This is a genomic window from Cupriavidus oxalaticus (assembly GCF_016894385.1).
Taxonomy (GTDB): Bacteria; Pseudomonadota; Gammaproteobacteria; order Burkholderiales; family Burkholderiaceae; genus Cupriavidus; species Cupriavidus oxalaticus.
In genome coordinates this window covers 3,494,677-3,509,633 of the sequence record NZ_CP069812.1, presented here as the reverse complement: position 1 = coordinate 3,509,633, position 14,957 = coordinate 3,494,677, and the positions used below count along the sequence as shown (strand labels likewise).

19 protein-coding genes are annotated in these 14,957 nt (G+C 63.3%); 17 read left to right on the top strand and 2 right to left on the bottom strand.

Annotated features, from left to right (window positions below):
* Window positions 1-25 precede the first annotated feature (25 nt).
* The 14 genes from hisC to JTE92_RS28540 all read left to right on the top strand — a co-directional run bounded on the left by hisC (window position 26) and on the right by JTE92_RS28540 (window position 9,775).
* A complete protein-coding gene (gene hisC / locus JTE92_RS28605) occupies window positions 26-1,126 on the top strand; it encodes a histidinol-phosphate transaminase (RefSeq protein WP_063241232.1) in 1,101 nt (366 codons plus the stop codon).
* A 4-nt stretch (window positions 1,127-1,130) separates the two neighbouring features.
* Window positions 1,131-1,718, top strand: coding sequence for an imidazoleglycerol-phosphate dehydratase HisB (gene hisB, locus JTE92_RS28600; RefSeq protein WP_063241231.1), 588 nt, complete (start codon window positions 1,131-1,133; stop codon window positions 1,716-1,718).
* 92 nt (window positions 1,719-1,810) lie between these two features.
* Window positions 1,811-2,434, top strand: coding sequence for a YchE family NAAT transporter (locus JTE92_RS28595; protein WP_063241230.1), 624 nt, complete (start codon window positions 1,811-1,813; stop codon window positions 2,432-2,434).
* The gene (gene hisH, locus JTE92_RS28590; protein WP_063241229.1) at window positions 2,431-3,084 is read left to right on the top strand and encodes an imidazole glycerol phosphate synthase subunit HisH; all 654 of its coding nucleotides are present in this window, start codon (window positions 2,431-2,433) and stop codon (window positions 3,082-3,084) included. The genes JTE92_RS28595 and hisH overlap by 4 nt, the downstream gene beginning before the upstream one ends.
* A gap of 188 nt (window positions 3,085-3,272) precedes the next feature.
* Window positions 3,273-4,019, top strand: coding sequence for a 1-(5-phosphoribosyl)-5-[(5-phosphoribosylamino)methylideneamino]imidazole-4-carboxamide isomerase (hisA, locus tag JTE92_RS28585; RefSeq protein ID WP_029047635.1), 747 nt, complete (start codon window positions 3,273-3,275; stop codon window positions 4,017-4,019).
* A 92-nt stretch (window positions 4,020-4,111) separates the two neighbouring features.
* Window positions 4,112-4,882, top strand: coding sequence for an imidazole glycerol phosphate synthase subunit HisF (gene hisF / locus JTE92_RS28580; protein WP_063241228.1), 771 nt, complete (start codon window positions 4,112-4,114; stop codon window positions 4,880-4,882).
* A gap of 2 nt (window positions 4,883-4,884) precedes the next feature.
* Window positions 4,885-5,289 (top strand): phosphoribosyl-AMP cyclohydrolase, encoded by a 405-nt coding sequence (gene hisI, locus JTE92_RS28575; RefSeq protein WP_063241227.1) that lies wholly within the window; start codon window positions 4,885-4,887, stop codon window positions 5,287-5,289.
* Window positions 5,286-5,663 carry a phosphoribosyl-ATP diphosphatase gene (locus tag JTE92_RS28570; RefSeq protein ID WP_063241226.1) on the top strand — a complete coding sequence of 126 codons (378 nt, stop codon included), beginning with the start codon at window positions 5,286-5,288 and terminating at the stop codon, window positions 5,661-5,663. The genes hisI and JTE92_RS28570 overlap by 4 nt, the downstream gene beginning before the upstream one ends.
* 73 nt (window positions 5,664-5,736) lie before the next feature.
* Window positions 5,737-6,126 (top strand): DUF4870 family protein, encoded by a 390-nt coding sequence (locus JTE92_RS28565; RefSeq protein ID WP_063241225.1) that lies wholly within the window; start codon window positions 5,737-5,739, stop codon window positions 6,124-6,126.
* Between the two features lie 54 nt (window positions 6,127-6,180).
* Window positions 6,181-6,537: a histidine triad nucleotide-binding protein gene (locus JTE92_RS28560; RefSeq protein ID WP_063241224.1), complete on the top strand. Its 357-nt coding sequence runs from the start codon at window positions 6,181-6,183 to the stop codon at window positions 6,535-6,537.
* 147 nt (window positions 6,538-6,684) lie between these two features.
* Window positions 6,685-6,924 (top strand): Sec-independent protein translocase subunit TatA, encoded by a 240-nt coding sequence (tatA, locus tag JTE92_RS28555; RefSeq protein ID WP_063241223.1) that lies wholly within the window; start codon window positions 6,685-6,687, stop codon window positions 6,922-6,924.
* Between the two features lie 84 nt (window positions 6,925-7,008).
* Window positions 7,009-7,518 (top strand): Sec-independent protein translocase protein TatB, encoded by a 510-nt coding sequence (gene tatB / locus JTE92_RS28550; RefSeq protein WP_063241222.1) that lies wholly within the window; start codon window positions 7,009-7,011, stop codon window positions 7,516-7,518.
* A 131-nt stretch (window positions 7,519-7,649) separates the two neighbouring features.
* Window positions 7,650-8,447 (top strand): twin-arginine translocase subunit TatC, encoded by a 798-nt coding sequence (tatC, locus tag JTE92_RS28545; RefSeq protein WP_063241221.1) that lies wholly within the window; start codon window positions 7,650-7,652, stop codon window positions 8,445-8,447.
* A gap of 242 nt (window positions 8,448-8,689) precedes the next feature.
* Window positions 8,690-9,775, top strand: a complete 1,086-nt coding sequence (locus JTE92_RS28540; protein ID WP_063241220.1) for a porin — start codon at window positions 8,690-8,692, stop codon at window positions 9,773-9,775.
* A gap of 498 nt (window positions 9,776-10,273) precedes the next feature.
* Here the strand turns inward: JTE92_RS28540 and JTE92_RS28535 are convergent, their stop codons facing one another.
* Window positions 10,274-11,467, bottom strand: coding sequence for a Do family serine endopeptidase (locus JTE92_RS28535; protein WP_063241219.1), 1,194 nt, complete (start codon window positions 11,465-11,467; stop codon window positions 10,274-10,276).
* Window positions 11,468-11,487: 20 nt separating this feature from the next.
* On the opposite strand from JTE92_RS28535, the gene JTE92_RS28530 reads away from it, so the two are divergent.
* Entirely contained in the window at window positions 11,488-12,234 is a 747-nt protein-coding gene (locus JTE92_RS28530) for a Nif3-like dinuclear metal center hexameric protein (RefSeq protein WP_063241218.1), read from the top strand.
* 45 nt (window positions 12,235-12,279) lie between these two features.
* Here JTE92_RS28530 and mscL read toward each other — a convergent pair whose 3' ends face one another.
* Window positions 12,280-12,705: a large conductance mechanosensitive channel protein MscL gene (gene mscL, locus JTE92_RS28525; RefSeq protein ID WP_063241217.1), complete on the bottom strand. Its 426-nt coding sequence runs from the start codon at window positions 12,703-12,705 to the stop codon at window positions 12,280-12,282.
* Window positions 12,706-12,919: 214 nt separating this feature from the next.
* Here mscL and petA point away from each other — a divergent pair, with 214 nt between their 5' ends.
* Both petA and JTE92_RS28515 read left to right on the top strand, forming a co-directional pair.
* Window positions 12,920-13,537, top strand: coding sequence for a ubiquinol-cytochrome c reductase iron-sulfur subunit (gene petA, locus JTE92_RS28520; protein WP_063241216.1), 618 nt, complete (start codon window positions 12,920-12,922; stop codon window positions 13,535-13,537).
* A 2-nt stretch (window positions 13,538-13,539) separates the two neighbouring features.
* The gene (locus JTE92_RS28515) at window positions 13,540-14,943 is read left to right on the top strand and encodes a cytochrome b (RefSeq protein ID WP_063241215.1); all 1,404 of its coding nucleotides are present in this window, start codon (window positions 13,540-13,542) and stop codon (window positions 14,941-14,943) included.
* Window positions 14,944-14,957 lie beyond the last annotated feature (14 nt).

The window sequence follows — 14,957 nt, the reverse complement described above, 5'->3', positions numbered from 1 at the left end:
CAACGCAGTCAAACCTGGAGTTTCCATGTCAGCCGTAGAGCCCTCCCTGATCGAACGCATCATCCGTGACGACGTGCGCGCCATGGGCGCCTACCACGTGCCGGATTCGCACGGTCTGGTCAAGCTCGATGCCATGGAGAACCCCTACCGCCTGCCGCCCGAGCTGCGCCAGCAACTGGCCGCGCGGCTGGGCGAGGTGGCGCTGAACCGCTACCCGGTGCCCAGCAGCGAAGCGCTGCGCGCCAGGCTGAAGGACGTGATGCAGGTGCCCGCCGGCATGGACGTGCTGCTGGGCAACGGCTCCGACGAGATCATCAGCATGCTGGCGCTGGCCGCCGCCAGGCCGGGCGCCAAGGTGATGGCGCCGGTGCCGGGCTTTGTCATGTACGCGATGTCGGCGCAGTTTGCCGGCCTCGAGTTCGTCGGCGTGCCGTTGCGCGCGGATTTCACGCTCGACCGCGATGCCATGCTGGCGGCGATGGCCGAGCACCAGCCCGCCATCATCTACCTGGCCTATCCGAACAACCCCACCGGCAACCTGTTCGACGCGGCCGACATGGAGGCCATTCTCCGCGCCGCGCAAGGCGATGTCTGCAACAGCCTGGTGGTGGTCGACGAGGCCTACCAGCCGTTCGCGCAGCACAGCTGGATGCCGCGCCTGACGGACTTCGGCAACCTGCTGGTGATGCGCACCGTGTCCAAGCTCGGCCTGGCCGGCATCCGCCTGGGCTACCTGGCCGGCGCGCCGGAGTGGCTGGCGCAGATCGACAAGGTGCGTCCGCCGTACAACGTCAACGTCCTGACCGAAGCCGCCGCGCTGTTCGCGCTCGAGCATGTGTCGGTGCTGGACGAACAGGCCGCGCAGCTGCGTGCCGAGCGCACCCGCGTGGCCGACGGCATGGCCGCGCATGCAGGCGTCACGGTGTTCCCAAGCGCCGCCAACTTCCTGCTGGCGCGCGTGCCGGATGCGGCACAGACCTTCGATCGCCTGCTGGCGCGGAAGGTATTGATCAAGAACGTGAGTAAAATGCACCCGTTGCTGGCCAATTGTCTGCGCGTCACGGTCAGCACGCCCGAAGAAAACGCGCAGTTCCTTGAGGCATTCGCAGCGTCGCTGCAGGATTAACACCATGCGTGTTGCAGAGGTCACCCGCAATACTTCGGAAACGCAAATCCGCGTTTCCCTGAATCTCGACGGCACCGGCCGCCAGAAGCTGGCGTCGGGCGTGCCGTTCCTCGACCACATGCTCGACCAGATCGCCCGGCATGGCATGTTCGACCTGGAGGTCGAAGCCACCGGCGACACGCATATCGACGACCACCATACGGTGGAAGATGTCGGCATCACGCTCGGCCAGGCCGTCGCCAGGGCCGTCGGCGACAAGAAGGGCATCACCCGCTACGGTCACAGCTACGTACCGCTGGATGAATGCCTGTCGCGCGTGGTGATCGATTTCTCCGGCCGCCCCGGCCTGGAATTCCACGTGCCGTTCACGCGTGCGCGCGTGGGCAGCTTCGACGTCGACCTGACCATCGAGTTCTTCCGCGGTTTCGTCAACCATGCCGGCGTGACCCTGCATATCGACAACCTGCGTGGCATCAATGCCCACCATCAGTGCGAAACCGTGTTCAAGGCCTTCGGCCGGGCACTGCGCATGGCGGTCGAGCTGGATCCGCGCGCGGCCAACACGATCCCGTCGACCAAGGGTACGCTCTGAGCTTCCTGAACCCGTAGGCGTGCCGGCTGGTTGCGGCCCCCGCCCACCTCTCTAGCCCGAATACGGCCAGCGATGCTGGCAACCCGCAACCGATGGATACGCTCAAGTCGTTTATCTCGCTGCTGGCGCTGATCAACCCGATCGGGGCGATCCCGTTCTTCATCAGCCTGACCAGCCAGCAGACCGAAGCGGAAAAGCGGCATACCATCAAGATCGCGTCGATCTCGGTGGCGATCGTGGTGGCGGTGTCGGCGTTGCTGGGGCAGCGGATCATCGAGTTCTTCAATATCTCGGTGGCCTCGCTGCAGGTGGGCGGCGGTCTCATCATGATCATGATGGCCATGAACATGCTGAACGCGCAGACCGGCCGCACCAAGGCCACGCCGGAAGAAGAGGATGAGGCCGAGGTAAAGTCCAGCATCGCGGTGGTGCCGCTGGCGCTGCCGCTGCTGACCGGGCCGGGCTCGATCAGCACGGTGATCGTCTATGCCGGCAAGACCCAGCACTGGTACCAGCTGCTGATCCTGGTGGGCATCGGCGCGCTGCTGGGGTCGGTGGTGTACATGGTGTTCCGCGCGGCCGACCCGATCGCGCGGGTCATCGGCCGCACCGGCATCAATATCGGCACGCGCCTGATGGGGCTGATCCTGTCGGCGCTGGCCGTTGAATTCATTGTGGACGGGCTGAAGACATTGTTGCCTGTTTTGAAATCATGACTACCATAGCAATTGTGGATTACGGCATGGGCAACCTGCGCTCGGTGGCGCAGGCGCTGCGTGCCGCGGCACCAGAGGCGGACGTGCGGGTGGTGGATGCCCCCGAAGGCATCCGCAGCGCGGATCGCGTGGTGCTGCCCGGCCAGGGCGCGATGCCCGACTGCATGTCGGCGCTGGGCGCCTCGGGCCTGCAGGAAGCGGTGGTCGAGGCCGCCGGCAGCAAGCCGATGCTGGGTGTGTGCGTCGGCGAACAGATGCTGTTCGAGTTCAGCACCGAAAGTCGTGCTGGCGCGGACCGCACGCCTGCGCTGGGCCTGATGCCCGGGCAGGTGGTGCGCTTTGCGCTGGACGGCATGACGCAGCCCGACGGCTCGCGTTTCAAGGTGCCGCAGATGGGTTGGAACCGGGTGCGCCAGGCGAAGCCGCACCCGCTGTGGGCCGGGATTCCGGACGACAGCTGGTTCTATTTCGTCCACAGCTACTATGTGCAGGCGCAGGATCCGGCCCATATCGCCGGCGAAACGGAGTATGGAGTCGTGTTTACCAGCGCGGTAGCCCGCGATAATATTTTCGCGACGCAGTTCCACCCCGAGAAGAGCGCGGCCCTGGGGCTGCAGCTGTACCGGAACTTCGTCCGCTGGAATCCATAAGGCGCACCGGACACCCCGAATCGCTTGTTTGACGATTGTTCGACCGAGAACCAGACAGACCCGTCACCGGACCCTGACCCTTCACGCAACCCGTCAAGCGACCAGTTCCCGATCGAACATCGACCCCGACCTGACCGGCCCCGCCGGTCTCGCTCAATCTCACTTACTCAACCACGCTCGTCACGCATATGTTGCTCATTCCGGCCATCGACCTGAAGGACGGTCAGTGTGTACGCCTCAAACAAGGCGACATGGACCAGGCCACCGTCTTTTCCGAAGATCCCGCCGCCATGGCACGCCACTGGGTGGAGCAGGGCGCGCGGCGCCTGCACCTGGTGGACCTGAACGGCGCGTTCGTGGGCAAGCCCCGCAACGAGGCGGCCATCAAGGCCATCATCGCCGAGGTCGGCGATGAGATCCCGGTGCAGCTGGGGGGCGGCATCCGCGACCTCAACACCATCGAACGCTGGCTGGACGACGGTTTGTCATACGTCATCATCGGCACCGCGGCGGTGAAGAACCCCGGCTTCCTGAAGGACGCCTGCTCGGCCTTCGGCGGCCACATCATCGTCGGCCTCGATGCCAAGGACGGCAAGGTCGCCACCGACGGCTGGAGCAAGCTGACCGGCCATGAGGTGGCGGACCTGGCGCGCAAGTACGAAGACTACGGTGTCGAAGCCATCATCTACACCGACATCGGCCGCGACGGCATGCTGCAGGGGATCAATATCGACGCCACCGTCAAGCTGGCGCAATCGATGTCGATCCCGGTGATCGCCAGTGGCGGCCTGTCCAACCTGGCGGATATCGATAACCTTTGCGCGGTCGAGGGCGAGGGCGTGGAAGGCGTCATCTGCGGCCGTGCGATCTACTCCGGTGATCTCAATTTTGCCGATGCGCAGGCCCGTGCCGACAAGCTGCGCGACGGCCAATAAGGCCAACGCGAGCCCAACGCAAGCCAACGCGCCGCGTGCGCAGCCGCTGTCGCTCCGGTGCCTTGCCGGCGCGGCGGCGGACAAGGACACTCATGCTAGCCAAACGTATCATCCCCTGCCTGGACGTGACCAACGGGCGGGTGGTCAAGGGCGTCAATTTCGTCGAGCTGCGCGATGCGGGCGATCCCGTGGAAATCGCACGCCGCTATGACGAGCAGGGCGCCGATGAAATCACATTCCTCGACATCACCGCCACCAGCGACGGGCGCGACCTGATGCTGCACATCATTGAGGACGTCGCCTCGCAGGTTTTCATTCCGCTGACGGTCGGCGGCGGCGTGCGCACGGTCGAAGACGTGCGGCGCCTGCTCAATGCCGGCGCGGACAAGATCAGCGTCAACTCGTCGGCCATCGCCAATCCGCAGCTGGTGTCCGATGCCACGGCCAAATATGGTTCCCAGTGCATCGTGGTGGCGATCGACGCCAAGCGCAGCTCCGCCCCGGGCGAGCCGTCGCGCTGGGAAGTCTTCACCCATGGCGGGCGCAAGGCGACCGGCCTGGACGCGGTCGAATGGGCGCGTGAAATGGCCGCGCGCGGCGCCGGCGAGATCCTGCTGACCAGCATGGACCGCGACGGCACCAAGAGCGGCTTCGACCTGGAACTGACCCGCGCCGTCAGCGACGCGGTGCCGGTGCCGGTGATCGCCTCGGGCGGCGTCGGCGGGCTGCAGGACCTCGCCGACGGCATCACCAAGGGCCGCGCCGATGCGGTGCTGGCCGCCAGCATCTTCCACTACGGGCAGCATACCGTGGGCGAAGCCAAGGCATTCATGGCCCGCGAGGGCATTCCCGTGCGGATCTGATCATGGCAAAGAAGTGGCTCAACAAGGTCAAGTGGGACGATAACGGCCTGGTGCCGGTGATCGTGCAGGAAGTGGGTTCGAACGACGTGCTGATGTTCGCGTTCATGAACCGCGACGCGCTGCAGCGTACGGTGGAACTGGGCGAGGCCGTGTTCTGGTCGCGCTCGCGCAAGCGCCTGTGGCACAAGGGCGAAGAGTCCGGCCACGTGCAGAAGGTGCATGAGATCCGCCTCGACTGCGACGAGGACGTGGTGCTGCTCAAGGTGACGCAGGTCGACAGCATCGCCTGCCATACCGGGCGCCATTCCTGCTTCTTCCAGAAATTCGAGGGCGATGCGGAAGCGGGCGACTGGCAGACCGTCGAGCCCGTGTTGAAGGACCCTGCACAGATCTATACCAAGCCATGAGCGACTCCCAACCGAGCAGCAGCGATGTGCTGGCACGCGTGGCCGAAGTGCTCGAATCGCGCAAGCCCGCCAATGGCGGCGACCCCGCCAAGTCCTATGTCGCCAAGCTCTATAGCAAGGGCGATGACGCCATCCTGAAGAAGATCGGCGAGGAAGCCACCGAGACCGTGATGGCGGCCAAGGACGCGCGCGCCGCCGGCCACAGCGGCAGCGAGGCCGGCAAGCTGGTCTATGAAGTGGCGGACCTGTGGTTCCACACCCTGGTGTTGCTGGCAAACTTCGGGCTGGGGCCGGACGACGTGGTCAACGAACTGGCAAGACGCGAAGGCCTCTCCGGCCTCGAAGAAAAGGCCCGGCGCAAGGAAGAGGGCTGACCGGCTGACCAGTCGCTGTGCTGGCCAGTCTCCCGCCTGCCGCGAGGCAGGCCATCGCAGAACAAGGGCAAACATGGCCAACGACTACACCGCGCAGGTTACGGGTCCCAGCGGCGAACAGCAGAGCAGCCTGCGCAAGTTGCTGCATATCCTGTACGCGCTGTACGCGATCTTCTGGCTGACCGGCGGTATCACCGCGCTGATCGCCATCGTCATCGACTACGTCAAGCGCGACGACGCGCGCGGTTCGCTGTATGCCTCGCACTTCGCGTGGCAGATCCGCTCGTTCTGGTGGTCGGTGGTGTGGGCGGTGCTGGGCGGCGTGCTGTTCGCCACCGTGGTGCTGATGCCGCTGGCGTTTGCGGTCTGGGCCGTGCTGTCGCTGTGGATGCTGTATCGTATCGTCAAGGGCTGGCTGTACCTCAACGACAGCAAGCCGATGTACCCGGATCAGCAGTTCTGATGCCGGGCGGACCCGATACCCTCGGGGTGCAGGGTTCGCCGCAATGAAATTTTCATGAACGTTCAGGATAATTGCATCTTCTGCAAGATCGTGGCCGGCCAGATACCGTCGCGCAAGGTGTACGAAGACGACGACATGGTGGCCTTCCACGATATCCATCCCAAGGCCCCGGTACACTTGCTGGTCATTCCCAAGGCGCATGTCGACTCGCTGGCCGATTGCGGCGCCGGCGAAGGGGAGGTGCTTGCTAGAATGATGCTGAAGGTGCCTGAACTGGCGCGCGCGGCAGGCTGTGCCAACGGTTTCCGGACAGTGATCAATACCGGGCCGGACGGCGGCCAGGAAATCTACCACCTGCACCTGCATGTGCTCGGTGGGCCGCGCCACGCGTGGAAGGGACCGCTGCCCTGACCGGGCAGCCTTGGCATGGGAGCGCCCCCGGCGGCAACGCCGGGGCAGATGCTGCGCCGGCAACCGTCGCCCGGCGCGGCCATAACGGGACGGAACAACGGGTCCGGGCGACTATGAATACGCCCGAGGCTTCATCAGGAGCAAGAGATGGGTTCGTTTAGCATTTGGCACTGGCTGATCGTGCTGGTGATCGTCATGCTTGTGTTCGGCACCAAGAAACTGCGCAATATCGGCCAGGACCTGGGCGGCGCGGTCAAGGGTTTCAAGGATGGCATGAAGGACGGCGAAGACAAGGACAAGTCGGCCCAGGCCGCCCAGGCCAAGGAACTGCGCGACTCCACCACCATCGACGTCGACGCCAAGGAAAAGTCGCGCCAGCAGCAGTAAGCCGGCGGTGCGCCATTCCCTTCCCGTGATTGTGGCTGCCTGCGCGCAGCCCCGCGTCTCCGCTGTCTTCCGCATGATGTCCGCATGATTGATCTCGGCATTTCCAAGCTGGCGCTGATCGGTGCCGTGGCACTGATCGTGATCGGTCCCGAGCGGCTGCCCAAGGTCGCCCGCACCGTTGGCGCCCTGGTCGGTCGCGCGCAACGCTATATCAATGATGTCAAGGCCGAGGTCAGCCGCGAAGTCGAGCTGGAAGAATTGCGCAAGATGCGCTCTGAATTCGAGGAAGCGGCGCGCGACGTAGAGCGCACCATCCACAAGGAAGTCAACGAGCAGACCCAGGCGCTGAACGAGGCGCTCGGCGGCACCGAAGCGGGCACCGAAGGCGTCAGCGCCGGCGGCGACAGCTTCGTGCCCAGCTGGGACGCGGCGCACAAGGCGCACAACGGACGCAAGAGCTGGCGCGTGAAGCAGGGCGCTCGGCCGCTGTGGTTCAAGCGCCAGCACAATGTCCGGGTCTGGGTCCAGTCGGGCGCCGCGCGCGTGAAGCGCCACCGCCCGGCCAGGCGGCCGTCACGCTCCTTCTTCGAGTGAGCACGTTGCGCGGCGACGGGTCGATGGCCCCTGCCAGGGCCGCCGCCATCGCCATGCCCGTCCAACCGCGCCGCGCCGAGCGGCATCATCGATCCCCACTTGCCAGCCAGCGCGGCTGAGCGGTTCACGCCATGAGCGACACCCGGTCCCCAGATCCCCAAGACCCGCAAGACGAGTCGCAGCAGGAAACCTTCATTTCCCACCTGATCGAGCTGCGCCAGCGCCTCGTCAAGGCGGTGGCCGGGATCATCCTGGTCTTCGTTTGCCTGGTCTATTGGGCGCCGGTCATCTTCAACCTGTTCGCGGCGCCGCTGATGCAGTCGCTGCCCAAGGGCGGCAAGATGATCGTGACCGACGTCACCGGCTCGTTCTTCGTGCCGATGAAGGTCACATTGCTGGTGGCTTTCCTGATCGCGCTGCCCTGGGTTCTCTACCAGGTCTGGCAGTTCGTCGCGCCCGGGCTGTACCGGCACGAGAAGCGGCTGATCCTGCCGCTGGTATCGAGCAGCTACATCCTGTTCCTGTGCGGCGTGGCGTTTGCGTACTTCCTGGTGTTCCCGACGGTGTTCCATTTCATGGCGCACTACAATGCGCCGCTGGGGGCGGATATGTCGACGGATATCGACAAATACCTCAGCTTTGCCATGACCACCTTCCTGGCCTTCGGCATCACTTTCGAGGTGCCGGTGGTGGTGATCGTGCTGGTCCGGTTCGGCGTGGTCGAACTGGAAAAGCTCAAGCAGATCCGCCCTTATGTGATCGTCGGGGCCTTTGTCATCGCCGCCATCGTGACGCCGCCGGATGTGCTGTCACAGTTGCTTCTGGCCGTTCCCCTGGTGCTGTTGTATGAACTCGGGCTGATCATGGCCCGCTTCGTCGGCCGTTCGGCCGCGCCAGCCGAGGCTTCAGGGGAAACCCAGACAGACTAATACCGCTGAGGTAGGTATCCCAAGCCATCGATCCCCGTTTTTGCACCAAAACGGGGATTTTTTTGCCCGATCGTGTTGTTCGATCACAACAAAAATCGCGGCGTAGCGTGGTTTACGCCGAAAAAGCCTTCTGAGGGCCGGGGGGGCTGGCACATAATACGCAGCAGACGTGAATGTAAATACGTCGCCCAAGCACTTGGGCAACCAAGATTTCCCAATCAGTTGACAAGGAAAGTGTCGATATGAAGATGAAACTGTTTGCTGCTGCCGTCGCCGCTCTGGCCGCTGGTGGCGCGTATGCCCAATCGAGCGTGACCCTGTACGGCGTGGCTGACGTTGGCCTCGAGTACAACAACAATGCTAACGCCAATGGCGACGACCTGTTCCGCATGTCGTCGGGCAACCAGTCCGGTTCGCGCTGGGGCCTGCGTGGCGTGGAAGATCTGGGCGGCGGTCTGAAGGGCGTGTTCGTTCTGGAAAGCGGTTTCGACCTCGATGACGGCCGTTCGGCCCAAGGTGGTCGCCTGTTCGGTCGTCAAGCCTACGTCGGTCTGCAAAGCAACTTCGGCTCGCTGCTGCTGGGCCGTCAACAGACCTCGTTCTACGACTTCGGCCTGATCTATGATCCGATGGCCATTTCGTCGCGTTACGGCATCCTGGCACAAGACGCTGCCTTCGCTTCGCGCGCTGACAACACCGTCAAGTACATCGGCAAGTTCGGTGGCCTGACCGCTTCGGCCTTCTACAGCTTCAACAGCAACGGCCAGGAAGTCGCTGGCGCGTTCCGCCGCGGCCAAGAGTACGGCGCGCTGCTGAGCTACGCAGCCGGCCCGTTCTCGGTTGGTGCTGCTTATGACGAAGTGCACGGCACCGTGTCGACCGCTGGTGTTGACCAAAGCGGTCAGCGTATCCGCCGCGCCACCGTTGGTGCTAACTACGCCTTCGGTCCGGCCAAGGTGTACGCCGGCTACCGTTGGGCCAAGGCTGCTGACGGTCAGTCCCTGCCGGGCGCGACCCCGACTCCCGAAAACCCGACTGCCATCAACGGTACCTCCAACCTGTACTGGCTGGGTCTGGGTTACCAGCTGACCCCGGCGTTCTCGCTGTCGGGCGCTGCGTATTACCAAGATTTCCGCAAGACCGACGCCGATCCGTGGTCGTTCGTGGTTACCGCCGACTACGCGCTGTCGAAGCGTACCGACGTGTACACCTCGCTGTCGTACGCTCTGAACGACAACGGTTCGATGCTGGGTGTGAACGGCTTCAACACCGTCCAGTCGGGCAAGGACCAGTTCGGTGCCGTGGTTGGTCTGCGCCACAAGTTCTAATCTGACGCGAGCGCAAGCTCGCTTACGATTGGCATGAAAAAGGCCGGCATCCGCAAGGATGCCGGCCTTTTATCATGTGGGCCCTTGTCAATCACGGAGAGCGTTGTCGAGCCATTCGACCAAGGATGGGCCGCTCGCGTGGGAATGCCGTTCAGATAAGGTATCGAGCACTACTGTCATTCCCGCGAAGGCGGGACAATGCGCGGATGCGCATTGGACGTCCGGAGGACGGCCCGAAGGGTGAGCGAAGCGAGCAATCCAGCGTCTTTCACGTCCCCTTCGGAGATGAAGTCACTGGGTTCCCGCCTGTGCAGGAACGGCGGTGGTTAACTGAACGGCATGAACGTTCGCGTGGGCCAATCGAGGCTTGCTGACGTGGCGCGCGTGGAGGTGACGACCGGATTGCCACTTCGACGCTCCAATCCCACCGCACAAAAAAACCCCGTCATCGCTGACGGGGCTCTTTGGAGACGGGGATAACGGGGTAGCGGCCCGGCCTCACTCCTCTTCCTCAAACGGCAACGCCCTGCGCGGCGGCGGTGGCCGCTTTCCGATCGTCACCGTCAGGTCGGTTGGCTTTCCGCGGCGGATCACGGTCATCTTGATGTCCACGCCCGGCTTGAGCTGTGCAATGGCATTGAGCAGCGCCGTTGTGTCCGTGATCGAAAGACCATCCACCTTGGTCAGCACATCGCCCGGCTTCACGCCTGCCTTGTCGGCCGGCCCACCCTGGACCACCGCGGCGATCAAGGCACCTTCCTTGGCATCGAGCCCGAATGATTCCGCGATCTCGGGCGTCATATCCTGCGGCTCGACGCCGATCCAGCCGCGCGTGACGCTTCCGGTGGAAATAATCGACTCCATCACTTGCTTGGCCGTCGATACCGGGATCGCGAAGCCGATCCCGAGCGAACCGCCCGAACGCGAATAGATCGCCGTATTGATGCCCAGCAGGTTGCCCTGTGCGTCAACCAGCGCACCACCCGAGTTGCCCGGGTTGATCGCGGCATCGGTCTGGATGAAGTTTTCGAAGGTATTGATGCCCAGGTGGCTGCGCCCCAGCGCCGACACGATGCCCATCGTCACCGTCTGGCCCACGCCGAACGGGTTGCCGATTGCCAGCACCACATCGCCGACCTTCACGTTCTCAAGCCGGCCCAGCGTGATCGCGGGCAGGTCCTTCAACGTCACCTTGAGCACGGCCAGATCGGTTTCGGGGTCAGAGCCAACCACCTTGGCGTTGGCCTTGCGGCCGTCCGTCAGCGCAATCTCGATCTCGTCGGCGCCATCCACCACGTGGTGGTTGGTTAGAATGTAACCCTCGGCACTGACAATCACGCCTGATCCCAGGCTCGACACCGGCTCCTGCCGTTCAGGCAGGCGGTCGCCAAAGAAGAAGCGGAACCACGGATCCTCGGCCTGCGGATTGGGCGAGCGCTTGTTGCCGTTCTTGCTGGTAAAGATATTCACCACCGCCGGCATGGCGGACTGGGCAGCTTCACTGTAAGACCCTTCGGCGGCAGGGCCGGACACGTTAGGCACGACTTCCTTGAGCGCCACGATGGGCGACCCCGACTGGACCGCGACGCGCCCCCTCTGCAGCCAATCTGGCTTTAGCGTTGCCACGACGAACCAGACCGCCAGCACGACGGTGACAGCCTGGGCAAAGAACAGCCAGAAGCGCCGCAACATATTGGAGTTTTGAGCAGAAAATGAAAACAAAAGAGCTTGAATTGTACTTGAACGACCTGTTGGAAGTTTCCCGTTACAAGGACTATTGTCCCAACGGGCTGCAAGTGCAAGGTCGACCGGAAGTCACTCACATCGTCACCGGCGTCACGGCGAGCCTGGCACTGGTCGAGGCCGCGGCCGAAGCCGGCGCCGATGCCATCCTGGTCCATCATGGCTATTTCTGGAAAAACGAGGATGCGCGCGTGGTCGGGCAGAAGCATGCGCGCTTGAAGCGGCTGCTTGGCGCCGACATCAACCTGTTTGCGTTCCACCTGCCGCTGGACAACCATCCGGAATTCGGCAACAACGCGCAGCTCGGGCTGCAACTCGGCTTCACGCCGACGGCGCGTTTCAGCGACGACCAGCTCGGCTGGATCGGCACCTTGCCCGCGCCGATGCCGCTGTCCGCGCTGGCGGCGCACGTCGGCGGCGTGCTCGGGCGCGAGCCGCTGTCAATCGGAGAGCCGGAGCAGATGATCCGCACGATCGGCTGGTGCACTGGTGGGGCGCAAGGCTACTTCGATGCGGCGGTGGCGGCGGGCGTCGACGCCTACCTCAGCGGCGAGGTCTCGGAGCAGACCACGCACCTCGCGCGCGAGAGCGGCGTGGCATATCTGGCTGCTGGCCATCATGCCACCGAGCGCTACGGCATCCGCTCACTGGGCGACCATGTGGCGCAACGCTTCGGACTGCGGCACACGTTCATCGATATTCCCAATCCCGTCTGACGCAAAACAATACGGCCCCATCGGGGCCGTTTTATCGTTCTGCACTCAGCGCGCCTTGAGGGCATCGCGGATCTCGCGCAGCAGTGCCACTTCTTCAGGCGGTGCGGCCGGCGGCGGGGGCGGCTCCTTCTCGCGCATCTTGTTGAACGCGCGCACCATCATGAAGATGATGAAGGCCAGGATCAGAAAGTTGACAACGATAGTCAGGAAATTGCCATAGGCAAATACGGGCACGCCAGCCTTCTTCAGTGCATCCAATGTCATTGGCGTTCCAGGCGGTGGATCGGCCAGCATGACAAACATACTAGAAAAGTCCAGCTTCCCGACTACACGGCCCACTACCGGCATGATCAGGTCATTGACCACTGAATCCACGATTTTCCCGAAAGCGGCGCCGATGATCACACCGACCGCAAGGTCGATGACGTTGCCGCGCATTGCGAAGGTCTTGAATTCCGAGATCATGCCCATGGGGGGTTCTCCTTCTTGTTGCTAGCGATGAACGGTATCAAGCTATCAGCCTGCCGCATCACTGCCCGGAAAGCAAGTCTGGTGGCGGATTTCCGGCTTGCATGTCCGATTATCGCGCATGGACAAGGCAATTTGCGCCTATCTAGTGCGCAGATGTCTAAGGTACACTTTATGGTTGACGCAAAATCTAAATTGACTTCCCCTGGGGTTTGGAATGAGTGACCAGCAAGACGTGAAGAGCGTGGATAAAGGTCGCCGCAATTGGTTGATCGCGACATCCGTCGCTGGCGGCGTCGGAGGCGTAGCGGTAGCGGTTCCTTTCGTCAGTACCTTTGCACCATCGGAGAAAGCCAAGGCCGCGGGTGCGCCAGTCGAAGCAGATATCAGTGCGCTGAAGCCGGGCGAGATGATGACTGTCGAATGGCGCGGCAAGCCGGTCTGGATCATGAAGCGGACCGAGGAACAACTGGCGTCGCTGAAGAAGACGGACGGTGAAGTCGCCGATCCCAATTCCGAACTCCCCTTTACCATGCAGACGCCCGACTACTGCAAGAACGAAACCCGTTCCCGCGCAGAACACAAGGACGTGCTGGTCGTGGTCGGCATCTGTTCCCATCTCGGCTGCTCGCCTTCCGGCCCCTTCGCTCCCGGTGCCAATCCTCAGCTGGGCGCCGATCCCGGTTTCCTCTGCCCCTGTCATGGCTCGACCTTCGACCTCGCCGGGCGCGTCTTCAAGAACAAGCCGGCTCCGCAGAATCTCGATGTTCCCCCCTACCAATTCCTGACTGACACCAAGATCGTGATCGGCAAGGATGAGAAAGGAGAAGCCTGATCATGGCGGCCGAAAAACAAGTCAAGACGACCGGCCTGATGGGCTGGATCGACGCCCGCTTCCCGGCAACGCAACTGTGGGAAGACCACCTTTCCAGGTACTACGCGCCGAAGAACTTCAACTTCTGGTACTTCTTCGGTTCGCTCGCGCTGCTGGTGCTGGTGATCCAGATCGTCACGGGCATTTTCCTGGTGATGAACTACAAGCCGGACGGCACGCTCAACGCCGCCGGCATTCCCGTGGCCTTCGCCAGCGTGGAATACATCATGCGCGAAGTCCCGTGGGGCTGGCTGGTGCGCTACATGCATTCGACCGGCGCCTCGGCCTTCTTTGTCGTGGTCTACCTGCATATGTTCCGCGGGCTGCTTTACGGTTCGTACCGCAAGCCGCGTGAACTGGTCTGGATCTTCGGCTGCCTGATCTTCCTGTGCCTGATGGCGGAAGCCTTCATGGGCTACCTGCTGCCGTGGGGCCAGATGTCGTACTGGGGCGCGCAGGTGATCGTGAACCTGTTCTCGGCGATTCCGGTGATCGGCCAGGACCTGTCGCTGTTCATCCGCGGCGACTACGTGGTGAGCGATGCCACGCTGAACCGCTTCTTCTCGTTCCACGTCATCGCGGTGCCGCTGGTGCTGCTGGCCCTGGTGATCGCGCACATCATCGCGCTGCACGAAGTGGGCTCGAACAACCCGGACGGCGTCGAGATCAAGGCGAAGAAGGATGAGAACGGCGTCCCGCTGGACGGCATCCCGTTCCACCCGTACTACTCGGTGCATGACCTGTTGGGCGTTTCGGGCTTCCTGATCATCTTCTCGGCGGTGATCTTCTTCTTCCCGGAAGTGGGCGGCTATTTCCTGGAGCACAACAACTTCTTCCCGGCTGACCCGCTGAAGACGCCGCCGCATATCGCACCGGTCTGGTACTTCACGCCGTTCTACTCGATGCTGCGCGCCACCACGTCGAACTTCCTGCCGATCCTGTGGGTGTTCTTCGCGCTGCTGCTCGGCATGGTGTTCCTGCGCAGCAAGGACGCGCGCGTCAAGATCGGCGCGATTGCCACCGCCGTGATCCTGGCCGTGGGCTTCTACTTCATCGACGCCAAGTTCTGGGGCGTGCTGGTGATGGGCGGCTCGGTCGTGATCCTGTTCTTCCTGCCGTGGCTGGACTGCTCGCCGGTCAAGTCCATCCGCTATCGTCCCGCTTTCCACAAGACCATCCTGATCGTCTTTGTGGTGGTGTTCCTGGTGCTCGGCTATCTCGGCGTGCAACCGCCGTCGCCGGTTGGTGAGAAGGTGTCGCAGCTCGGTACGCTGCTGTACTTCGCCTTCTTCCTGACCATGCCGCTGTGGAGCCGTGCCGGCGAGTTCAAGCCGGTGCCGGAGCGTGTCACGTTCCATCCGCACTGAGCGACGCGAACCCC